Below are 20,339 nucleotides of genomic sequence, written 5' to 3'. Positions count from 1 at the left end.
GCCGTTCAGTCCGTACGACGGAACTGGAGGACGGCCACGCCGAGCAGGGCGGCGCCGATCGCGGCGACCAGGCCGAGTTCGAGCGGCACCGACAGCCTGTGGCCGAACCAGCTCACTCCGGGGTTGAGCATCGCGTCCACCCGCGGCGGCACGGCGAGGTGGCCGAAGACCGCCCGGCGCATCGGGTCCACCGCGTACGTCAGCGGGTTGACCGTGGTCAGCACGTGCAGCCACGACGGCAGGTTGGCCAGCGGGAACATCGCGCCCGACAGGAACATCATCGGCATGATCGCCATCTGCATCACGCCGAAGAAGCTCTGCATGTTGCGCATCCTGGCGGCCAGCGTCACACCGAACGCCGTGATCGTGAAGGCGGCCAGGAACATCTCGCCGAGCAGCGTGAGGATCAGCATCGGCGAGTACGGCACGCCGACCAGCCCCGCGAGAGCGAGGATGATCACACCCTGCAGGCAGGCGACGACGGCGCCTCCGAGGCACTTGCCGATCACGATCGCGCCCCGGCTGACCGGCGCGACCAGCATCTCGCGCAGGAAGCCGAACTCGCGGTCCCAGACGATCGAACCGGCCGAGAACATCGCCGTCATGATCACCGTCATGGAGATCATGCCGGGGTACATGAACGTGCGGAAGTCGACGCCGGGGATCGACCCGCGCACGAGCGTGCCGAGCCCGGTGCCCATCACGAACAGCCACAGCACGGGCTGGACCAGCGAGGAGACGATCCTGGTGCGGTCGTTCGCGAACCGCAGCATCTCCCGGTGCAGAACCACCTTGATCGCACGCAGGTCGTGGCCGCCGCTCGCGCGCGGCACGCTGACCCGGACCACGTCGGTCGTCATCGGCTCACCTTCCCCGCATGGCTCTCGCCCGCATCCACTGGTTGCCCGCGCCCGACGACTCGGCGTCGCGGATCGTGGAGCCGGTGTAGGACATGAAGACGTCGTCGAGCGACGGGCGTGACACGCTCACCGACCGGATCGGCACGCCGAGGCCGGCGAACAGCCGGGGCACGAACTCCTCCCCGGACGCCACCGCGAACGTCACCTGGCCCTCGCGCACGGCGGCGTCGACACCGAACCTCTCCTTGAGCAATCCGATGGCCCGCTCGTCGTCGCCGGTCTGGATCTGCACCCGGTCCTTGCCCACGCTCGCCTTCAGCGCCTCCGGCGAGTCGATCACGACGATCTCGCCGTGGTCGATGATCGCGATGCGGTCGCAGTACTCGGCCTCGTCCATGTAGTGCGTCGTCATGAAGATCGTGATGTCCTCGCTGTGACGCAGCTTGTCGATGTACCCCCAGATGGCCGAGCGCGTCTGCGGGTCCAGGCCCACCGTGGGCTCGTCCAGGAACAGCACGCGGGGCGAGTGCAGCAGGCCACGGGCGATCTCCAGGCGGCGCTTCATGCCACCGGAGAACGTCATGACCTTGCTGTCCTTGCGGTCCCACAGCCCGACCATCTCCAGCACCTGGCGCATCCGGTCGCCGAGCACCTCCTTCGGCACGCCGTACAGCTCGGCGTGGAAGCGCAGGTTCTGCTCGGCGGTGAGGTAGCCGTCCAGGGTCGGGTCCTGGAAGACCAGGCCGATGTTGCGGCGCACCTCGTCACGCTGCTTCACCACGTCGTACCCCGCGACGTGCGCCGTGCCGCCCGTCGGGGTGACCAGCGTGCACAGCATGCTGATCGTGGTGGTCTTCCCCGCGCCGTTCGGTCCGAGGAAGCCGAACACCTCGCCGGGCGCCACCTCGAAGCCGACGCCCTTGACGGCCTCGACCTCGCCGTAGTTCTTGCGCAGCCCGCGCACCTCCACCGCGGTGTTCATGCGTCCTCCGCGAGGATCCGGAACATCGCCTGCCTGGTGCTCTTGAGCAGCTTCTTGGTCGCGGCGACCTGGCGGTCGTCCGCGACGTGGGTGAGGTGGACGAACGCCTCGTTCAGCTGCCCCCACAGCATCCGCAGCTCGTGCCGGTCCTCCGGCAGGCTGCGGCACACGTCGGCCCACGGCTCGGCCCGTTCGTCGGCCTGCCGCCGCCCCTCCTCCGTCAGCCGGTACGTACGGCTGCCGCCGGCCTCCACCCCGCTGACCAGCCCCTCGTCCTCCATCTGCTGGAGGGCGGGGTAGACGGAGCCGGGGCTGGGCCGCCACACTCCCCCGCTGCGCCGCGCGATCTCCTCGATCATCTGGTAGCCGTTGCGCGGCTCCTCCGTCAGCAGGCGCAGCAGGGCCGCGCGGACGTCGCCCCGCCGTACGCGCGGGCCCAGCGCGGGCGGCACACCGAGCGGGGGTTCGGGTGGAACCGGCGGGAGCGGGAGATCGAGGTGGGGTGGCGGAGGCGGTGCGAACGGGGCCGCCGGAGGCCACATCTCATCGTGCAACGTATCCTCCAACTATCGAGATACGTAAACGATATATCTAGATAGTTGGCACGACAAGGCCGCGCCCGGCCCCAGGAGGCTCAGAGCCAGTCGCGGCGTTTGAAGACCAGGTAGAGCGTGAGACAGACGACGCCCATGAGCATGATCGCCACGGGGTATCCGAGCAGCCAGTGCAGCTCGGGCATGTGGTCGAAGTTCATCCCGTAGATCGTGCCGACCAGCGTCGGGGCGAACAGGATGGCCGCCCACGCCGAGATCTTCTTGACCTCGTCGCCCTGGGCGATGCTCGCGGCCGTGAGCTTGGTCATCTCCTCGTTCTGCTGCTGGCTGACGAGTGTGGAGTTGACGACGAGGATGTCCTGGAGCATCTGCCGGAAGCCCGCAACACGCTCGGTGACCGTGATGGCGTGGTCGGACACGTCGCGCAGGTAGCGCTGCAGCTCCTCGTTCACGCCGTATTTGGGAGAGCCCGCGATGAAGCCGTCGAGCATCGGGACCAACGGGCTGGTCGCCCGCTGGAACTCGATGACCTCCCGCGACAGGCTGTAGATGCGCCTGGGCGCGGCGGGGTCGCCGCCGAAGACCTGCACCTCGATCTCGTCGATGTCGTTCTGCAGCCCGGCGACCACCGGCGCGTATCCGTCCACCACCACGTCGAGGATCGCGTACAGCACGGCCTGCGGCCCCTGGCGGAGCAGGTCGGGGTCCGACTCCATGCGCCGGCGCACCTTGGACAGGTCGGGCGCCTCGCTGTGCCGTACGGTCAGCACGAAGTCGGGGCCGACGAAGACGTGCAGCTCGCCGAAGGCGACCTTCTCGGGTTTGTCGAGATACTGTGCCGCCCGCAGCACGACGAACAGCGTGTCGCCGTACCGATCGGCCTTGGGCCGCTGGTGGGCGACGATGGCGTCCTCGATGGCGAGCTCGTGCAGGCCGAACTCCTCGGCCGCCTTGATCAGCTCGGCCTCCTCCGGCCGGTAGAGGCCGATCCACGCCATCGCATTCGGCCGCGAGCGCAGCGAGGCGATCGCGTCGCCCAGCGACAGCGGCGAGTCCACGCGCTCGCCGTCCACGTACACCGCGTTGTCGATCACGCTCTGCCTGAACGTCTCCCCCTCGTCCGCACGGGGGTCCATGGAGTGCTCGGGAGCATGCTCCGGTTTCGCCCTCATCAGCCCACTCAATCCGCTCAATCCACGTAGTCCACGCATACGCCGCTCAGCCACACATAGAAGGTAACCACCATCGTCACCCTTACTCAGGCGGACCGTACGGACCGAGGACCGAAGCACGGGGAGCACGGGCCGGTGCGGCGGGCCGTACGATCTCGGGGGTGAACCCCCTGAAGCCCCTGTGGAACCACCTGACCGCCACCCAGATCGCGCCCCCGCTCTGGCTGGTCGTCCTGTCCGGGTTCGCCGCTCTCGCCGTCGTCGCCTACCCGGCGTCGTGGCACATCTCCCGCGGCCTGATCACGATCGCGCACGAGGGGGGCCACGCGCTGGTCGCGGTGCTGACCCGGCGCAAGCTGCGGGGCATCCGCCTCCACTCGGACACCTCGGGCGTGACGCTCACCAGGGGCAGGCCGACGGGGCCCGGCATGATCGCCACGGCCGCGGCGGGGTACGTCGCGCCCTCCCTGATCGGGCTCGGATCGGCCTGGCTGGTCTCCGGCGGGCGGATCACGATGCTGCTGTGGGCCGTGCTCACGCTGCTGACCTGCATGCTGCTGATGATCAGGAACTTCTTCGGCGCCGTGTCGGTGCTCGCCGTGGGCGGCGCGGTCTTCGCGCTGTCGTGGTTCGCCCCGCCCCACGTCCAGTCGGCCTGCGCGTACGCCGCCGCGTGGTTCCTGCTGCTCGGCGGTGTGCGGCCGATCCTGGAGCTGCAGACCAAGCGCCGCCTCGGCCGCGCCCCGGACTCCGACGCCGACCAGCTCGCCCGGCTGACCCGCGTGCCCGGCACGCTCTGGGTGCTGCTGTTCCTGGTCGTCTCCGCCGCCGCGCTCGTCTACGGCGGCTATCTCCTCACCGCCCGCTGGCTGCCTCTGTGAGCCGTTGACCTTGACGCGACGGCAACATCTCTAATGAGGGCATGCGGATCGGAGAACTCGCCGCGCTGGCCGGGGTGTCCACCCGTACCGTGCGGCACTACCACCACCAGGGCGTGCTGCCCGAGCCGCCGAGGCGGGTCAACGGCTACCGCGAGTACGGCCTGCGCGACGCGCTCCGCCTCGCCCGGGCCCGCAGGCTGACCGAGCTGGGCCTGTCGCTGGACGAGGTGCGCGACGTGCTGGCCGGCGACTCCGCCAGGGAGCTGCGGGAGATCCTGCTGGAACTGGACGCCGACCTCGCCCGTCAGGAGGCGGCGATCCGGGCCAGGCGCGAGCGGCTCGCCGTGCTGCTGAGCGAGGAGTCGCCGTCGCCGGACGGAGCCGTCTCGCCGCGGATGGCCGAGTTCCTGCGGTGCCTCGAGCCCGTGCGTGACTCCCCGTTCGCGGCGGCCGACGCCGAGCTGCTCGCCCTCCTCGACACCGCGGCGGAGCCGGAGGACCGGGACCGCCTGCTGGAGCTGATGCGGCCCATGATCACGCCGGAGGCGCTGGCCCGGGCTGAGGCGTTGTATCGGAGGCTGGCGGAGCTGGACCGCGCCGACCCCGCCGATCCCCGCGTCGGCGCCCTCGCCGCCGACTTCGCCGCCCACCTGCCCTGCTGCTGCGCCGGTTCGGGCTGCCGGACGTGCCGCGCCTGGTGATCCTGGCACTCGACGCGTCGTCGGCCGTCGGCGTCCTCGGCGTCATGGTGAGCTGCGCCCGCCGGCCGCACACCGTGTCGCCGGACGGGCTGCGCCTGCGGTACGGCCGGCTGTTCAGCCTGGACGTCCCGGCGGAGCTCATCGCGTCGGCGCGGATCGACCGCCGCTACGACGAGAAGAGACTCGTGTGCCTTGCGGACGGCGAACTCGCCCTCGCGGTCTCGTCCCAGACGAACATCGTGGCCGAGCTGCGCGAACCGATCGAGGTGCCCCGCCCGCGCCGCCCTTGGATGACGGCCGTGCGCTCGGCGGCGGCCGTACGGCGGGTGCGGTTCTTCGCCGACGACCCGGCGGCGGTGCGGGCCGTCGGCGCGCTCTCGATGTCGCACTGATGGTCATCGTGGACGACGGCGTCACCTGTCGGAGACAAGCTCGGCCAGGTGGTGCAGCGAGTTGATGAGATGCTCAGGGCCGAACGGCGGGAACCGGATGCCCCGCTCCCGGTTGCCGAACACGGCCCAGGGTTCACGACGACGCGGCCGGTTCCGCCTCACCGGCCGCGAGGACGGACGCGAGCGCGGCGGCGGTGATGTTGCGGCCCGAGACCACCGCCACGACCCGTCCGTACGCGGCGACCTTCCCGGCGAGCAGGGCGGCGACCGGCACCGCTCCCGCGCCCTCGGCGACGTATCCACGCTCGGCGGCCAGGTAGCGCAGCGCGGCGCGGATCTCGTCCTCGGTCACCGTGACCAGTTGATGCACATATTGCGCGACGAGGCCGACGGTGACCGATCCGGGCTCGATGTTCCCGGCCAGGCCGTCGGCGAGGGTCGGGCCGGCCTCGACGGGCACACGGCGGCCCGCGGCGACCGCCGCGGACACGGCGGTGGAGGCCGCGGCCTCCACGCCGACGACGCGTACGTCCGCGCGGCCCGCGGCCCACAGCGCCAGCCCGGAGGCGAGCCCTCCGCCCCCGACCGGGCACACCACGGTCAACGGCCCGTCGAGCTGCTCGTCCAGCTCGTGTCCGATCGTGCCCTGACCCGCGATGACGTACGGATCGTTGTAAGCCGATATGTAGCACCACCCCGACGCCTCGGCGAGCGCGAGCGCGTGTTCCTCCGCCTCGTCGAAGCTCTCTCCGGCGCACACCAGGTCAACGTCCTGGCGGCGCAGCCGGTCCGTCTTCGCCGCCGACGCGGTCCTCGGGACCACCACCGTGGCCTTGCCGCCGAGCGCGTTCGCGGCGAAGGCGACGCCCAGCCCGTGGTTGCCGGCCGACGCCGTCACCACACGGGGTGCGGGTGCGGCGGCCACGGCGTTGAGCGCGCCGCGGACCTTGAACGACCCCGTGGGCTGCAGGCTCTCCAGCTTCAGCGTGGGGTCACCGGCCGTGCCCGCGCCCAGGTCCACGGGTGTGGGGCGCAGGTGGGCCCGCACCACCCGCCTGGCGTTCTCCAGATCGTCGTGCCGGGGGATGACGACGGTTCGCACCGATCGGTTCTCGTCCATGTTCCGATCATGTGCGCGGTCGCTCGTCGCTGCGGCCCGCCCGGGTCCTTTACGTTGTAGATTCGTCCGTTGCGTCGCGGATGAGGGCGATGTCGGCGGGGTCGGCGGGCCGGCCGTTCTCGGCGGCGGCCTGGGCCACGAGGAGCTCGCCGGTGTGGGCCACGTGGCCGCGCATCGCCGCGGCGGCGGCGTCCGGGTCGCCCCCGAGGACGGCGGCGAGGATCGGCTCGTGCTCCGCTGCGACGTCCGCCAGCGAGCGGGAGCGGTCCACGGTGGAGGCGCCCAGCGTCACCGTGGCGTCCCTGAGCCCGGCGACGACCTCGGCGAGGCGCCGGTTGGCCCCCGCGGCGAGGATCGCGTCGTGGAACGCCCGGTCGTGCCGCATGAACCGCGGCTCGTCGTGGTCGGCCGCCGCGGCGCGCATGGCCTCCAGCTCCTCGCGCAGCGCGCGGGAGAGGCCTGGACCGGCATGGCGGGCCGCCCGCCTGGTCGCCGGCACCTCGAGCAGCAGCCGCAGGTGGAACACCTCGGCGATCTCCCTGGGGTCGCGGCGCAGCACCCGGAAACCCCGGCTCCGCTCGAACCGCACCAGGCCGGCCTCCGCCAGCCGGAGCATCGCCTCGCGTACGGGGGTGCGGGAGACGTTGAGCTGCTCGGCCAGCCGATACACCGAATAGAGCTCTCCCGGCCGCAGCTCCCCCGTGTGGATGGCCTCCCTGACCGCCTCGATGACCTGCTCGGTGAGACTGGACGTGCCGGCGACCGCTCGCACCGTCTGACCACCCTCCGGGAATGGGCTCGCCCGCGTACGGCGGCGCATTGACATGCAGCATGCTACATGCCAGGTTGCCCATCGGGTGTGCCGCGCGCCGCGTGGGCATGCCGGCCTGTGCCCTCATGACCCCGCGAGTGAAAGGCCCCGCGATCGTGATCGTGCCGAGCAACCCCGAGTCCGTCTTCACGTACGGCGCGCCCGCCCTGAAGTTCGGCCCCGGCGCGTCCGCCGAGATCGGCTTCGACCTCGGGCAGTACGGCGTGCGCCGCGTGCTGGTGATGACCGACGCGGGCGTGGCGGCGACGGGCGCCCCGGCGCGGATCGCCGAACAGATCGCCGGGTTCGGCATGCACGCGGAGGTGTACGACGGCGTGCACGTCGAGCCCACCGACGAGAGCCTGCTCGCGGCGATCGGGCACGCCCGCGCGAGCGGCCCGTGGGACGCCTTCGTCGCCGTCGGCGGCGGGTCGAGCATCGACACGGCCAAGGCCGTCAACCTGCTGACGACGAATCCGGGCGAGCTGATGGACTACGTCAACGCGCCGATCGGCGCCGGGCGCGCCCCCTCCCGGCCGCTCAAGCCGCTGGTCGCGGTGCCCACGACCACGGGCACCGGCTCGGAGAGCACCACGATCTGCGTGCTCGACGTGCTCGGCCTGAAGGTCAAGACGGGGATCAGCCACGCCCGCCTCCGTCCCGTGCTGGCCGTCGTGGACCCGGACCTCACGATGACGCAACCGCCCGAGGTGACCGCCGCGGCGGGGATGGACATCCTCTGTCACGCCCTGGAGAGCTACACCGCCCGGCCGTACACCTCCTACGAGCGCAGGCGGCCGGAGGAGCGCGTGCCGTACTGCGGGTCGAACCCGGTGGCGGACATGTGGGCGGAGCAGGCGATCCGGCTGCTCGCGGGCTCGTTCCGCACCGCCGTACGGCACGGCGACGACGTGGAGGCGAGGGGCGCGATGGCGCTGGCGGCGACGTTCGCGGGGCTCGGATTCGGCAACGCGGGCGTGCACATCCCGCACGCCAACGCCTATCCGATCGCGGGCCGGGTGAAGGACTTCCACCCGCGTGGCTATCCCGGCGGCGAGCCGATGGTGCCGCACGGAATGGCCGTGGCGCTGACCGCGCCGGAGGCGTTCCGGTTCACCTTCGAGGCGGCCCCGGCGCGGCACCTGCGCGTGGCCGGGCTGCTCGATCCCACGGCGGCCGTGCCTGACGAGCCGGCGGAGTTCCTGCCCGGCGTGCTGGCCGCGCTCATGCGCGACGTCGGCATCCCGAACGGCATCGGCGGGGTGGGATACGCGGAGGCCGACGTGCCGGCGCTGGTGGAAGGGGCGATGAAGCAGCAGCGGCTGCTCACCACCTCTCCCAGGCCCGTGCGGGAGGAGGATCTCGCCGGCATCCTGACCCGTTCGCTCGCCCTTTGGTGAGCCGAGCCCGGCCCGTCCGGCCCTCTCCCCGCCCGGCGCTCCGGCGGGTCCTCGGCGGTGGCCGACGCTCAGCAGTGCTTGCTCAGCGACATCCCCTTGATCAGGGGGTACAAGCTGGGGTCGAACCTGCCTTCGGCCAGCCATCGATACTTCCGCGGCCAGGCGAGGGGCAGGTTCTTGACGAACTTGGTGCTGGTGCTGCCGGGTATGCGTATGTCGGCGAGCAGTGCGCCGTTCTCGTCCTTGAGATGTGCCCACATCAGCCAGGCGTCGTCACCTGACATGCTGGTGAGCGTGGCGTCGAACCAGGCCGTGCCGTCCGGGTAGAGCGTCCATGTCGGGGCCGTCCAGCCGGCGCCGCCGCTGTACATCGTGCAGTCACCCGCGGTGGAGCCGTGCTTCCAGGTGAACGTCTTGTAGCCGGCGGACGCGTTGGCCGTTCCCGTGGGGAGCGACAGGCCGAGGGCGAGGGCGCCCACGGTGACGACCATGACCGTGCTCCTGCGGATGCTCTTCATGACATGCTCATTTCTCATCGGTCGCTGTGCCGCTCAGCCGGTCTGGCGGAGCCCCGTGGTGGGCTCCGCGGGCCTTGCAAACCGTTGATAGGTCCGCACGGTTGCAGAGTGCTTGACCTTCTCTTGCCCGTGACCGCTCTTGCCCCTGACCCGGGCCGTCGGACTGCGGGAGCGCCGCGGGCGGGGAGGTCAGCCGGCGGGTTGCGGTCCTCAGGATGTGGGCGTCGTGCGGTTGGGCGCCTCACACCCCACGGCAGGCGGAACCGCCGGAGCCGGTGGGACAAGCGCGGAAGCTCAGCGGTGCGACAGGGTGGAGCCGGAACGGCCCTTGACCACGCGGAGCTGGGCGGGGATGCGCACCCGAAGCTCGGCGACGTGGCTGACCACGCCGACGGCCCGGCCGCCCTCGCGCAGGCCGTCGAGGATGTCGAGCACGTCGTCGAGCGTCTCGTCGTCGAGGGTGCCGAAGCCCTCGTCCACGAAGAGGCTGCCGATCTCCGCGCCGCCCGCCTCGGCGGTCACCACGTCGGCCAGCCCCAGCGCCAGGGCGAGCGAGGTGATGAAGCTCTCGCCGCCGGAGAGCGTGGCCGGGTCGCGTTCCACGCCGGTCCAGGCGTCGAGCACGCGCAGGCCCAGTCCGCCGCCCGACCGGCCCCGGTCGCCCGCGGACCGGTTCAGGTCGTGCCGCAGCAGGTAGCGCCCGCTCGACATGCGGTCGAGGCGCTCGTTCGCCGCGTCGACGACCTGGCGGAGGCGCTCGCCCAGCACGTACGCCGACAGCCTCATGTGCCACCGGTTGTCGCCGGACGTGCCGGTCGCCAGCTCGGCGAGCCGGCGCGCCAGGCGGTGCCGTTCCTCCGCGGGCCGGTAGGCGCGCAGCGCCGCGTCCAGTTCGCCGGCGAGCCCCGTGAGCTGGTCGAGCCTGCCCTTCGCCCGGTCGCGCGCCGAGGTGCGGGCGGTGTGGTCCCGCTCGGTCCGCTCGTGGCCGGCTTCCAGCTCCGGCAGGTCCGCGGCGGGCTCGGCCGCCGCCGCGACCAGTTCGGGATCGGCGAGCAGCCCCTCGACCGTGGCCCGCTCGGCGTCCAGGTGTCCCAGCCGCTCGGACATCGCCTCCCGCTCCTCCGGCGTGCGCACGGCGGCCGCCGCGTGCTCCACGCTCGCGAACCCCTCGCCGGTGGCCGCCCTGGCCGTCTCGACCAGCGCCGTCTCGCTCTCGCGGTCGGCGGCGGCCGCCTCGGCCGCCGCCTCGGCGGCCTCCCTGAGCAGGTCCGCCTCCTCGCTCAGCCGGTCGAGGCGGGCGGCGAGCGAAAGGTCCTCGCCCCGGGAGCCGTCGATCACCTCGGCCAGCCTGCGCTCGTCGGCCTCCAGCCTGTCCCGGTGCGCGCGCGCCTCGGCGAACGCCGCGCCGGTGCGCGCGGCCCGCGCGCCCAGCTCCTCCAGCTCGGCCGCGAGCCGGGCGGCGCGGGCGGTCAGTTCCTCCTCGGCCGCGGCCAGGGACCGGGCGCGTTCCAGGTCCGCCTCCGCCGTCGCGAGGTCGCCCTGCAGACCGGCGGCGAGCCGCTCCCCCTCCGCGATCAGGGCGTCCCGCCTGGTCCTGATCTCGGTCAGCAGCCCGGTCAGCTCCGCGGCCCGCTCTCGGGCCGACTCCAGCTCCGCCGCGAGCCGCCCGGCCTCCGCCTCCGCAGCCGCGACCGCCGTCTCGGCCGCGCGCAGCCGTGCCAGCTCCTCGCGGGCGTCCGCGAGGGTGGCGGACGCGTCCTCCTGGGACAGGTCGCCGGCGCGCGCCGCCGCGTCGCCGAGCCGAGACGAGAGGGCGGCGACGCTCGTCTCCGCCTCCTCGCGGGCCCGCTGCGCGGCCTCGAACGCCTCCTGCGCCGCCTGCTCGTCGTCCGCGGTCGCGGCCCGTCCGGCGGGCGCGGCGGGACGGGGGTGCTCGGTGGCGCCGCAGACGGCGCAGGGCGCCCCGGCCACGAGCGCGGCCGCCAGTTCGGCGGCCATTCCGTCGATCCTGGCCTGGCGGACCTCCTGGAGCCGGTCGCGACGCTCCTGGGCCAGGTCGACGGCCGCGCGCCGGTCGTGCTCGGCCCGCTCAAGATCGGCGGTCAAGGCGTCGCGCAACCGCGCCGCCTCCAGCCGCTCCCCCGCCATATGAGCGGCGGCCTCCAGCGCGGGGACGCGCGCGGCCATGTCGCGTAAGCCCCTGAGCCGCTCCTCGGCGCCGGCCAGCGACTCCGGCAGTTCGGCCTGCGCGGCCAGCGCCCGCACCTCGTCCTCGGCGAGCCGCGCCAGTTCGGCGTCCAGCCGTGCGGCCTGCCCGGTGACCTCCCGCAGCCGGAGCGCGGCGTCCCTGGCGGCCGTCAGGCCCGGCAGGCTCGCCGCCGCCGTGCGCGCCCGGGCGAGCCGTTCCTCGGCGTCGAGCCGCTCGGCGGGCAGGGCCGCCAGCCGCCGGGTCAGCTCCGCCTCCTCCTCGGTCAACTCCGCCAGCCCGCGTTCGGCGTCCGCGCGCTCGCTTCGCACCTGCCGCAGGCGCGCCTCCTCCGGAAGGATCTGACGCACCCGGGCGACCTCGTCGCGCCGCTCCCGCTCCAGCACGGCCAGCCGCTCCGGGTCTATCCGCTCGGGGTCCGGCCGCTCCGGGTCCATCCGCTCCGGGTCCGGTCCCTGCGGGCCGGGCCGGGCGACGACGCTCTCGGCCTCCGGCCACATGTCACCCGGCCGCGTGACCTCCGGCCACTCCGCGCCCGCACGCTCGCCCGGCCGCTTCACGCCCGGTTCCCCGTTGCGCCCCGGCCCGCCGCCCGGTAGCGCGCGGAGCACGGCGTCGGCCGCCACCCGCCGCGCCTTGGCGGCGGCCTCCGCCCGCTGGGCGGCCTGCCGGATCAGCGGCGCCACCCGATCGGCCCGGGCGGCCTCGTCGAGCATCGCCTCCAGGTCCGACCGCTCGTCCGCCGCCGCGTCGAGCTCCTGCCGCCGGGCGAGGGCGGCGGCGTGCCTGCGCTGCCGGTCGGCCAGGGCCCTGCCCTCCTCCAGGCGGGCGCGGGCCGACAGCAGCGCCTCCTGGCTCGCCGCGCGGGCCGCGACCGCGTCGGCGAGCGCCCCGCGGGCGAGGTCGAGCACCTCCCCCGCCCAGACCGCGGGGTCGTCGGCGTCCTCGGGCAGCGGCAGGCCGTCGCCCGCCGCGCCGCGCATGCGGTCGAGCACCGACTCGACCCGCTGGCCCAGCTCCTGCGCCTCCCGCCACGCGCGCGTGCGGTGGTCGGCCAGCCACCGCTCCATGTCGCCGAACACCCGTACGGAGAACAGCCGCTCCAGCAGCTCGCGCCGCTCCTCGCCGCCGGCCCGCAGGAACTTCGCGAACTCGCCCTGCGGCAGCATCGCGACCTGGCAGAACTGGGCCGCGGTCATGCCCGTCAGCGCGTTCACGAAGTCGCCGGCCTCGTCGCTGCGGGTGCTGCGTACGATCCACTGCCCGCCCGGCTCGGTCAGCTCCTCGATCCGGGCCTTGGCCTTCTCCTCAACCAGGCCGGATCCCCGCAGCTTCGGCCGCATCCAGGCGGGCGAACGGGTGATGCGCAGGCGCCTGCCCCGGATCGTCAGCTCCAGCGTGACCGACGGCCCGCGGTCGGGCGGCGCGTGGTCACAGCGCAGGCTCCTGGCGCTCTCCCGCTGGCCGGGCACCCTGCCGTACAGGGCGTAGCAGACGGCGTCGAGCACGGTCGTCTTGCCGGCGCCGGTCGGCCCGTGGATCAGGAACAGGCCCGCCTCGCCGAGCGCGTCGAAGTCGACCTCCTCCGCCCCGGGAAACGACCCGAACGCGACCAGGCGCAGTCGATGCAGCCTCACCGGACCTCCTCACTCGTCCACGGTCCGGGCAGGCCGCTGGTGCCTACCGATTCGCTCCGCTCGCACTGTGCCTCCCGGTTCGCTCGCTCCGCTCGCTCACGCGCTCTCCTTGATACGGCACGCCTCGACCGCCTCCCGCAGCAGGCGCCGTTCGTCGTCGTCCGCGGGCTCACCGCGGACCTCGCGGACGAAGTCGAGCGCCACCTCGATCTCGGCCCGGCCGGCGATCCTCGCCCGGCCCGCCGGTCCCTCCGGCACGCCGTCCGGCTGGAAGGCGAGCGCCAGCGTGTGCGGGAAGCGCCGGCGCAGGCGCTCCATCGCCTCGCGCGGCCGCACCGGATCAATCAGCGTCACCTGCAGCCAGTGGTCCTCGTACCGCTCGAAACGGCCGTCGGTCAACAGGTCGTCGATGCGGCCCCGCACCGTGCTCACCGGCCGGGGCACGGGGGCGGGGACGAACTCCGTCCGGCCCGCGTCGAGGTCGGCCAGCCAGGAGCCCTTGGTGTGGCCGGCCTCGGAGAAGGAGTAGGCGATCGGCGAGCCGCTGTAGCGGACCGTCTCGCTCATCACCTGACGGCCGTGCAGGTGCCCCAGCGCCACGTAGTCGACCCCGGAGAACGCGCTCAGCGGCACGTGCGAGACCCCGCCGACGCTGATGTCCCGCTCGCTGTCGCTGGCCTCTCCCCCGGTGACGAACGCGTGGGCGAGCACGACCCTGCGCGCCGCCGGATGCGCCCGCACACGGTCCATCGCGTACGTGACGGCGGCGGTGTGGCTGCGCTCGGCCAGCTCCCACGGCCCCCTGACCAGCTCGGGCTCGAGGTAGGGGATGCCGAAGAAGGCCACGTCACCGATCACGACCGGCTCCCAGGCCCTGCCGGGGTCGGTGCGCAGGTGCACCCGCTCCATGAGGTCGGCGCCGAAGCCCAGCCGTACGGCGGAGTCGTGGTTGCCGCTGATCAGCACGGTGTGCACGCCGAGGGCCTTGAGCCTGGCCAGCGCCTCGTTGCACAGCGCGACCGCGTCGACGGGAGGCAGGGCACGGTCGTAGACGTCGCCGGAGACCACCACGACGTCCACACGCTCGGCCCGCACGGTCTCGACCAGGTGGTCGACGAACGCGGCCTGGGCGCCGAGCAGGCTCTCGCGGTGGAACGACCGGCCGAGATGCCAGTCGGAGCTGTGCAGGACACGCATGTCGCAGGAAGCTAACAGGTCCCGCCGACAAACGCGGCCCCAACCGCCCCTCTGGTGTATGACGCAAAGGAGGAGTAATGACTTAGCCTGGGTTCGGTATCGCGAGTACGCATGGGGGAGCGGCCTCATGAACGTCGGCCGGGGCACTCTCGGGGTGATCGCCGGTGTGCTGATGGTGGTGCTCGCCGCAGTCGGTTACATGCTCTCCCCACCGGCCTTCGATCCCCCACCTCTGTCCACTTCGCCTCAGTTTCGCGACTTACCTCCCCAGCCCGCCGGCGAAGCGCGGCCGGTCACCCGCACCGGCCGGTTCCGTACCGAGTCGCTGCTCGTGCCGGCGAAGAACGAGACGCTGAAGGCGACGATCAAAGCGCCCCTGTCCCCGGGACGCCACCCCGCGATGGTGTTCGTGCAGGGCTCGGGGTCGGGCGACGGCGGGGAGTTCACCCAGCAGGCCGAGTGGCTGGCCCAGGCGGGCATCGTGACGCTGGCCTACGACAAGCGGACGGTGGGCTACTCCTTCCGCAGCCGCGATTTCGGTCTGCTCGCCGACGACGCCCTGCGCATGCTGCGGGTGCTGCGCGGGCGGCCCGACGTCGACCCGGCGCGAGCCGGCCTGTGGGGCGTCAGCGAGGGCGGCTGGGTCGTCCCGATCGCCGCCGAGCGTGATCCGCAGGCCGCGTTCGTGGTCCTGGTCTCCTCTCCGAACGTCTCACCGCTGCGCCAGGTCGCCTGGGCGCTGAACGAGCAACTGCTGCGCCTGCACGCCCCGACCGGCGTACGCGACCTGCTCACCCGGGCGATGGGCGGGGTCGGCTTCGACTTCCTGCGTTACGACGGGGTGCCCGCCCTGCGCGGGATCACCCAGCCCGTCCTCGCGCTGTACGGCACCGACGACCCGTCCATCCCGTTCGTGGAGAGCACCGAGACGCTCACCGGCGCCCTGGCCGAGGGCGGCAACACCGACTACACGATCCGCTTCCTCGCCGGGGCCGACCACGCCATGCGGATCCGCGGCGGGCCGTACGCGGCGGACTATCTGCCCACGCTGGCCAACTGGATGAAGGACCTGCCGCGTACGGCCAGGTCCCCGGTGGCGATCGCGGGAGCGACGCCGGTGCAGCGCTTCGAGGCGGCCGATGTGCCGGCCGCGCCGTGGTGGGGGGACAGCACGTTCCTGTGGCTCGCGCTCTGCCTGGCCGCGGTGGGGTACGTCGCGGCGCCGGTGACCGAGATGGTCGTCCGGCTGCGCGGGCGCGACCTGCGACTGCAGGCCAGGGTGGAGGCCAACGTGCGGCTGTGGCCGGCCATCCGGCGGCGGCTGCGCCGGATGGCCTGGACCGGCCTCGGGGAGCTCGCCGCCGTCCTGGCGTTCATCACGCTCATCGTGCTGTTCTCGGTCAACCAGGCCGGCGCCTGGCCCGCCGTGCAAGCCGGATGGCTGGTCGTGCGCCTGCTCGCCATCCTGATGCTCGTGCAGACGGTCACGACGTTCGCGGCGGTGATCGGCGGCCTGCGGGACGGCTGGGAGCCGACGCCCTGGCAGAAGAGCGTGCTCGCCGGCGTGCTCGGCGGGACCGCGCTGCTGCTGCTGACCGCCGCCTACTACGGCCTGTTCGCCTTCCCCTGGTAGGTCGAGCCCCAGGTCGAGCCTCGGTCAAATGCCGGTATGGACTGCTCCGGCTCGGGCCGGTCACGGGTTTTCTGCGGCCGGTGTCGCTTCAATTGACGCGTGGTCACCCCTGATCTGGCACCCCGGAACGGCGCCTCGCCGGCGACGCGTCGCAGCGGGCCGGTGTTCAGAGCCGCCGCGCTCATCGGCTGGGTGGCGCTGTCGGCGGTGCTGCCCGGCGCGGCCCACCTTCGAGCGGGCCGGTGGCGCACCGGGCTGCTCCTGCTCGGCGGCTACCTGACCGTGGTCGTCGCCGTCGCGTGCCTGGCCGTCGGCGCGGACGCGGGCCTCGCCGGGCGCGCGCTGGGCTGGCTGGGCCAGATCTCCCTGGTGTTCGCGGCCTGTGCCGTCGCCTGGTTCTGGCTGGTCGTCCGTTCGTACGTCGTCCTGCGTCCCGGGCGGCTGCCCCGCAAGGGGCAGATCCTCACCGGGCTGGCCGCGGGCGTGCTCGCGGTCGTCGTCGCGGTGCCGTTCGCGATCGCCGCCCGGTATGCCCGCGTGTCCGAGCAGACCCTCGACTCGCTGTTCGCCGCGCCGGGCGGGACCGCCCAGGCGGGCGGCGCCGTACGCCGGGACGACCCGTGGGCCGGCCGCGACCGGGTCAACGTGCTCCTGCTCGGCGGCGACTGGGGCGACAACCGGATCGGGATGCGCACCGACAGCATCAACGTCGCCAGCGTGGACGTACGGACCGGCAACACCGTGCTGCTCGGCCTGCCGCGCAACCTGGAGCACGTCCGTTTCCCCCCGGGCAGCGCCATGGCCGCCCGGTTCCCCTTCGGTTTCCAGCTTCCGGAGTATCGCCCCGGCTGGCGCGAGGACCTGCTGTTCTCGGTGTGGCAGTACGCCGACGACCACCCCGAGCTGTTCGGCGGGCGGCGGCACATGGGCGCCGAGGTCCTCAAGGAGACGGTCGGCCACATCCTGGGCCTGCGGATCGACTGGTACGCCCTGGTCAACATCTGGGGCTTCGCGAAGATGATCGACGCCCTCGGCGGGCTCGTGGTGGCGGTGGACCGCGACATCGTGTACGGCCTGCACAACGAGGGCACCGTCAGGGCGGGCACCCGGCGGCTGAACGGCACCGAGGCGCTGTGGTACGCCCGCTCCCGCACCTTCAGCGACGACTTCGACCGGATGCACCGGCAGCGCTGCGTTCTCGGGGCCCTGCTCTCCCAGGCCGACCCGGCCACGGTGCTGACGCGGTTCACCGAGATCGCGGCGGCCACGCGCAGGATCATCAGCACCGACGTGCCCCGGCCCATGCTGGAGCACCTGGTGCCGCTGGCCTGGAAGGTCAAACACGCCGCGATCACCAGCCTGCAGTTCGTGCCGCCCCTGATCAACACCGCCTATCCCGACTGGGACCGGATCCGGCTGCTCACGGCCAGGGCGATCCGCGCCTCGGTCCACGCCCAGGCCGGCCCTTCCGCCACGCCGTCCGGCTCCCCGCCCGCGCTGGGGCCGCACCGGCATCGGCACTTCCTGCCGCCGCCCTCCCCCACGCCCGTGCTCTCGCCGCCGGGGACGCCCAGCCCGATCGACGACGGCTGCGGGGCGCCGCATACGGCGATGGCACGCTGAGCCCGTCTCTTCTCGTCCGCGCCGGTCGCGCGTCCTCCTCACGGAAGCCCGCGTGCAGCGGCTTGTCGTGCACGCAAGCCTCGACGGCCGCCGCCGGGTTCTCCTCGCCTCAGCCGGCCGAGTGACCGATGAAGGGCGGGTTCCTGTGAGGCCACCCGTTCGATGAGTGCGTCATCACTGTCAGACGCGGAACGACTCGCGGGCCATGCGGCGCACCCGGTCCTCGTCCACCGTGTGCCCGAGACCGGGCTGGGTGAGCGGCACGGCGACGACTCCTCCGGACGCGCCGACCGGCGGGAGCACCACCTGGGCGCTTCGCGGCGGCTCGGCCACGTCGCTGGGCAGAGAGCAGCCGGGCAGGCTGGCGACGGCGACCGTCGCGGCCCGGGCCAGCCCCGCGCCGAGGCCACCGGCGCAGACGATGTCCCACCCCGCCTCCACCGCGCGGTCGTGCGCGAGCCGTACGGCGCCGAGCGAGCCGAACTTCGCGGGGCGCAGCAGCAGCGCCCGGCCCGCTTTGAGGCTCACCGCCTCGTCGAGGTCGGACACGGAGGTCACCTCGACCGCGACCGCGGCGGACACCCGGTCCTGCAGGTCGGCGCTGGTCAGCAGGTCCTTGAAGGGGCGTTCGATGGCCACCACCCCGTAGGCGTCCAGCGCCTCCAGCTGCGCGATCTCCGTGTAGGCGCCGCGCCCGTCCACCGCGATGGCCAGGCCGGGATAGGCGGCGCGCACGGCGCGCAGCGGCTCGACGTCCCAGCCGGGGTGGACGTCCAGCGTCACGTGGCCGTAGCCCGCGCACACGTGCCGGTTCACCCGGGCGACCATGCTCTCCAGGGACCGGTCCGCCGCCAGCCTGACGGTCGCGATCAGCGACGTGCGGCTGCCGCCGAGGGCGTGGGAGAGCGGGACGCCGTTCATGCGGCCCCACAGGTCCCAGCAGGCCATGTCACCGGCCGCGCCGCCGGGGATCTCCCCCAGCTCCGAGGGGTGCTCCCAGTCGAGGCCGACGAGCGCGGGCAGGCCCCGCTCGAGCGGCCCGGCCTCGGCGGGATCGACGGCCTCGCCCCAGCCGACCATGCCGCCGTAGTCCGTGATCTTTATCAGGACGGTCTCGGGACGCCTGCCGTACGGCAGGGTCATCCTGAAGACCTCCAGCTCCCGGACACGCGGCACTCGGATCCCCTCGCTTCTTCCCCCGGATCCCGCCGAAGGCCGTCCCGGCGGCGCCTCGGGTGCGCTGCGTCCGGCCGGCCTGCTCCACGGCGGGATTCCCGGGATTCCCTAGACCTCCATGGTGCCCGCTTCGCGGCGGTGCTCGAAACGGCCGCCGACGAGAGTGGCCGTGCCCGCCATGACGACGAGCAGGCCCAGGCACGTCACGTAGACCCACGGCCGGCCCCCGTACGCGGCGAACACGGCCCCCGTGATCGCGACGGCGACGACGGAGAAGACCGACTCGCCGATGCTCAGCGACGCGCTGTTGCGGCCCTCCTCCCCCGGCGCGGACAACTCCAGCACCAGCACCGACAACGTCGGGAAGACCATTCCGATGCCCAGGCCCGCCACCACCCAGCCCGCGAAGACCACGACGGCCGGCGTGGCGGGGATGACGATCAGAGCGGTGACGCAGATGCCGACGGCGATCAGCGTCGCGCCGATGCGGATGGTCAGCGCCCGCGCGTGGGGCCTGCGGCCCTGGATCCACGAGCCGAGCGACCAGGCGAGGGCCCCTCCGGTGAGCGCGAGCCCGGCCTCGGCCGTGTTCAGGCCCCGCTCCTGCACCAGCATCAGCGGCACGAACACCTCGGCGGCGAAGAACGATCCGGCCGCCAGGCCGCGCAGCGCGATCACGGTGGGCAGCCCGCGGGCCGCCCGCAGCGTCCCCTTGGGCAGCAGTTTCGGCAGCGCCAGCGCGAGGACCGCCACTCCGGCGACCGCCAGGACGATCCCCGCACCCGCCGCGCCGCTGCCGTACTGCAGCAGGGCCGCGCCGATCGCGGCGCACACGCCCCAGGCGAACCGGGGCAGGAAGGCCCGGCCCATCGCCTCCCTCGGCTGCCCGCCCGTGGCGGGCAGTCCCCGCCACATGATCAGCGCGGCGGGGACCGACAGCACCGCCACGCCCAGGAAGATCAAGCGCCAGCTCCAGGTCTCCGCCACGAAGCCGGTGACGGCCGGGCCGACCACGGACGGCAGCACCCACGCCGCGGCCAGCGCGGAGAACACGCGCGGGTGCATGGCGGAGGGGTACGCCTGGGCGACGAGGACGTACAGCGCCACGTTGAACAGACCGCCGCCGAGTCCCTGGAGGAAGCGCCCGACGAGGAAGACCTCCATGGCGGGCGCGAACCCGGAGACGGCCAGGCCGGCGACGAATCCCGCCACTCCCGTCCACAAGGCGGGGAACGGCCCCCGTGCGTCGCTCCAGCGCCCGCCCACCACCGTGGCGATGACGTTGGCCGCCATGCCGCCGCTGAACGCGAGGCCGTACAGGTGGTAGCCGTTCAGCTCCCGGCCGATCAGGGGCATCGCGGTGGCCACCGCCAGATACTCGAACGCCACGAGCATCACCAGGGCCACGATCCCGACGCTCAGGGCACGGTAGCGCTGACTGAAGACGGCTGCTGGGGCGGTCATTACCGAAGACAT

At 73.1% G+C, this 20,339-nt stretch carries 17 protein-coding genes; 6 read left to right on the top strand and 11 right to left on the bottom strand.

All coding sequences use genetic code 11. The features are described from left to right. Nucleotides 1-5: 5 nt before the first annotated feature. The 4 genes from FH610_RS14240 to FH610_RS14225 form a co-directional block, all read right to left on the bottom strand. Nucleotides 6-860: an ABC transporter permease gene (locus FH610_RS14240; RefSeq protein WP_139574871.1), complete on the bottom strand. Its 855-nt coding sequence runs from the start codon at nucleotides 858-860 to the stop codon at nucleotides 6-8. Between the two features lie 4 nt (nucleotides 861-864). Continuing rightward, nucleotides 865-1,842, bottom strand: a complete 978-nt coding sequence (locus FH610_RS14235) for an ATP-binding cassette domain-containing protein (protein ID WP_139574870.1) — start codon at nucleotides 1,840-1,842, stop codon at nucleotides 865-867. After that, nucleotides 1,839-2,396 (bottom strand): PadR family transcriptional regulator, encoded by a 558-nt coding sequence (locus FH610_RS14230; RefSeq protein WP_240808965.1) that lies wholly within the window; start codon nucleotides 2,394-2,396, stop codon nucleotides 1,839-1,841. Before FH610_RS14230 ends, FH610_RS14235 begins: the two co-directional genes overlap by 4 nt. Before the next feature lie 80 nt (nucleotides 2,397-2,476). Further along, nucleotides 2,477-3,568 carry a magnesium and cobalt transport protein CorA gene (locus FH610_RS14225; protein WP_240808964.1) on the bottom strand — a complete coding sequence of 364 codons (1,092 nt, stop codon included), beginning with the start codon at nucleotides 3,566-3,568 and terminating at the stop codon, nucleotides 2,477-2,479. A gap of 161 nt (nucleotides 3,569-3,729) precedes the next feature. Here FH610_RS14225 and FH610_RS14220 point away from each other — a divergent pair, with 161 nt between their 5' ends. Genes FH610_RS14220 through FH610_RS14210 form a run of 3 tightly spaced genes read left to right on the top strand, consistent with a single transcriptional unit; the run spans nucleotide 3,730 to nucleotide 5,542 of the window. Continuing rightward, on the top strand, nucleotides 3,730-4,449 hold the full coding sequence (locus tag FH610_RS14220; protein ID WP_240808963.1) for a M50 family metallopeptidase: 720 nt from the start codon (nucleotides 3,730-3,732) through the stop codon (nucleotides 4,447-4,449). A 41-nt stretch (nucleotides 4,450-4,490) separates the two neighbouring features. Then, nucleotides 4,491-5,150 (top strand): MerR family transcriptional regulator, encoded by a 660-nt coding sequence (locus tag FH610_RS14215; RefSeq protein WP_139574868.1) that lies wholly within the window; start codon nucleotides 4,491-4,493, stop codon nucleotides 5,148-5,150. After that, complete coding sequence (locus tag FH610_RS14210; RefSeq protein WP_139574867.1) at nucleotides 5,135-5,542, top strand: hypothetical protein; 408 nt, start codon at nucleotides 5,135-5,137, stop codon at nucleotides 5,540-5,542. Before FH610_RS14215 ends, FH610_RS14210 begins: the two co-directional genes overlap by 16 nt. A 133-nt stretch (nucleotides 5,543-5,675) precedes the next feature. On the opposite strand, the gene FH610_RS14200 is transcribed toward FH610_RS14210, so the two are convergent. Together FH610_RS14200 and FH610_RS14195 are read right to left on the bottom strand one after the other, a co-directional pair. Continuing rightward, nucleotides 5,676-6,662 carry a threonine ammonia-lyase gene (locus FH610_RS14200; RefSeq protein WP_139574866.1) on the bottom strand — a complete coding sequence of 329 codons (987 nt, stop codon included), beginning with the start codon at nucleotides 6,660-6,662 and terminating at the stop codon, nucleotides 5,676-5,678. A 49-nt stretch (nucleotides 6,663-6,711) separates the two neighbouring features. Next, nucleotides 6,712-7,434, bottom strand: a complete 723-nt coding sequence (locus tag FH610_RS14195; protein ID WP_205825755.1) for a GntR family transcriptional regulator — start codon at nucleotides 7,432-7,434, stop codon at nucleotides 6,712-6,714. Between the two features lie 137 nt (nucleotides 7,435-7,571). Here FH610_RS14195 and FH610_RS14190 point away from each other — a divergent pair, with 137 nt between their 5' ends. Beyond that, the gene (locus FH610_RS14190; protein WP_240808962.1) at nucleotides 7,572-8,873 is read left to right on the top strand and encodes a hydroxyacid-oxoacid transhydrogenase; all 1,302 of its coding nucleotides are present in this window, start codon (nucleotides 7,572-7,574) and stop codon (nucleotides 8,871-8,873) included. A 68-nt stretch (nucleotides 8,874-8,941) separates the two neighbouring features. Here the strand turns inward: FH610_RS14190 and FH610_RS14185 are convergent, their stop codons facing one another. From FH610_RS14185 to FH610_RS14175, 3 genes are all read right to left on the bottom strand, one after another. Continuing rightward, on the bottom strand, nucleotides 8,942-9,391 hold the full coding sequence (locus tag FH610_RS14185) for a DUF6294 family protein (RefSeq protein ID WP_139574863.1): 450 nt from the start codon (nucleotides 9,389-9,391) through the stop codon (nucleotides 8,942-8,944). Between the two features lie 294 nt (nucleotides 9,392-9,685). Then, entirely contained in the window at nucleotides 9,686-13,234 is a 3,549-nt protein-coding gene (locus FH610_RS14180) for an AAA family ATPase (protein WP_139574862.1), read from the bottom strand. Between the two features lie 96 nt (nucleotides 13,235-13,330). Next, on the bottom strand, nucleotides 13,331-14,431 hold the full coding sequence (locus FH610_RS14175) for an exonuclease SbcCD subunit D (RefSeq protein ID WP_139574861.1): 1,101 nt from the start codon (nucleotides 14,429-14,431) through the stop codon (nucleotides 13,331-13,333). Nucleotides 14,432-14,558: 127 nt separating this feature from the next. Between FH610_RS14175 and FH610_RS14170 the strand changes: the two genes are divergently transcribed. Both FH610_RS14170 and FH610_RS14165 read left to right on the top strand, forming a co-directional pair. Then, on the top strand, nucleotides 14,559-16,064 hold the full coding sequence (locus FH610_RS14170; protein ID WP_139574860.1) for an alpha/beta hydrolase family protein: 1,506 nt from the start codon (nucleotides 14,559-14,561) through the stop codon (nucleotides 16,062-16,064). Nucleotides 16,065-16,163: 99 nt separating this feature from the next. Then, nucleotides 16,164-17,687 (top strand): LCP family protein, encoded by a 1,524-nt coding sequence (locus FH610_RS14165; protein WP_139574858.1) that lies wholly within the window; start codon nucleotides 16,164-16,166, stop codon nucleotides 17,685-17,687. A 180-nt stretch (nucleotides 17,688-17,867) separates the two neighbouring features. Here FH610_RS14165 and FH610_RS14160 read toward each other — a convergent pair whose 3' ends face one another. Next, nucleotides 17,868-18,863, bottom strand: coding sequence for an enolase C-terminal domain-like protein (locus tag FH610_RS14160; RefSeq protein ID WP_139574856.1), 996 nt, complete (start codon nucleotides 18,861-18,863; stop codon nucleotides 17,868-17,870). 108 nt (nucleotides 18,864-18,971) lie between these two features. Beyond that, nucleotides 18,972-20,327 (bottom strand): MFS transporter, encoded by a 1,356-nt coding sequence (locus FH610_RS14155; protein ID WP_240808961.1) that lies wholly within the window; start codon nucleotides 20,325-20,327, stop codon nucleotides 18,972-18,974. Nucleotides 20,328-20,339 lie beyond the last annotated feature (12 nt).

This window comes from Microbispora catharanthi (assembly GCF_006334915.2).
Lineage (GTDB): Bacteria > Actinomycetota > Actinomycetes > Streptosporangiales > Streptosporangiaceae > Microbispora > Microbispora catharanthi.
Note: the sequence above shows the minus strand (reverse complement) of the source record. Positions and strands in the feature narration are given on the sequence as shown.

Coding starts and splice junctions, on each gene's coding strand:
- FH610_RS14235 (WP_139574870.1), bottom strand. CDS start 1,842: ATGAACACCGCGGTGGAGGTGCGCGGGCTGCGCAAGAACTACGGCGAG.
- FH610_RS14240 (WP_139574871.1), bottom strand. CDS start 860: ATGACGACCGACGTGGTCCGGGTCAGCGTGCCGCGCGCGAGCGGCGGC.
- FH610_RS14215 (WP_139574868.1), top strand. CDS start 4,491: ATGCGGATCGGAGAACTCGCCGCGCTGGCCGGGGTGTCCACCCGTACC.
- FH610_RS14170 (WP_139574860.1), top strand. CDS start 14,559: ATGAACGTCGGCCGGGGCACTCTCGGGGTGATCGCCGGTGTGCTGATG.
- FH610_RS14175 (WP_139574861.1), bottom strand. CDS start 14,431: ATGCGTGTCCTGCACAGCTCCGACTGGCATCTCGGCCGGTCGTTCCAC.
- FH610_RS14200 (WP_139574866.1), bottom strand. CDS start 6,662: ATGGACGAGAACCGATCGGTGCGAACCGTCGTCATCCCCCGGCACGAC.
- FH610_RS14185 (WP_139574863.1), bottom strand. CDS start 9,391: ATGAAGAGCATCCGCAGGAGCACGGTCATGGTCGTCACCGTGGGCGCC.
- FH610_RS14225 (WP_240808964.1), bottom strand. CDS start 3,568: ATGAGGGCGAAACCGGAGCATGCTCCCGAGCACTCCATGGACCCCCGT.
- FH610_RS14155 (WP_240808961.1), bottom strand. CDS start 20,327: ATGACCGCCCCAGCAGCCGTCTTCAGTCAGCGCTACCGTGCCCTGAGC.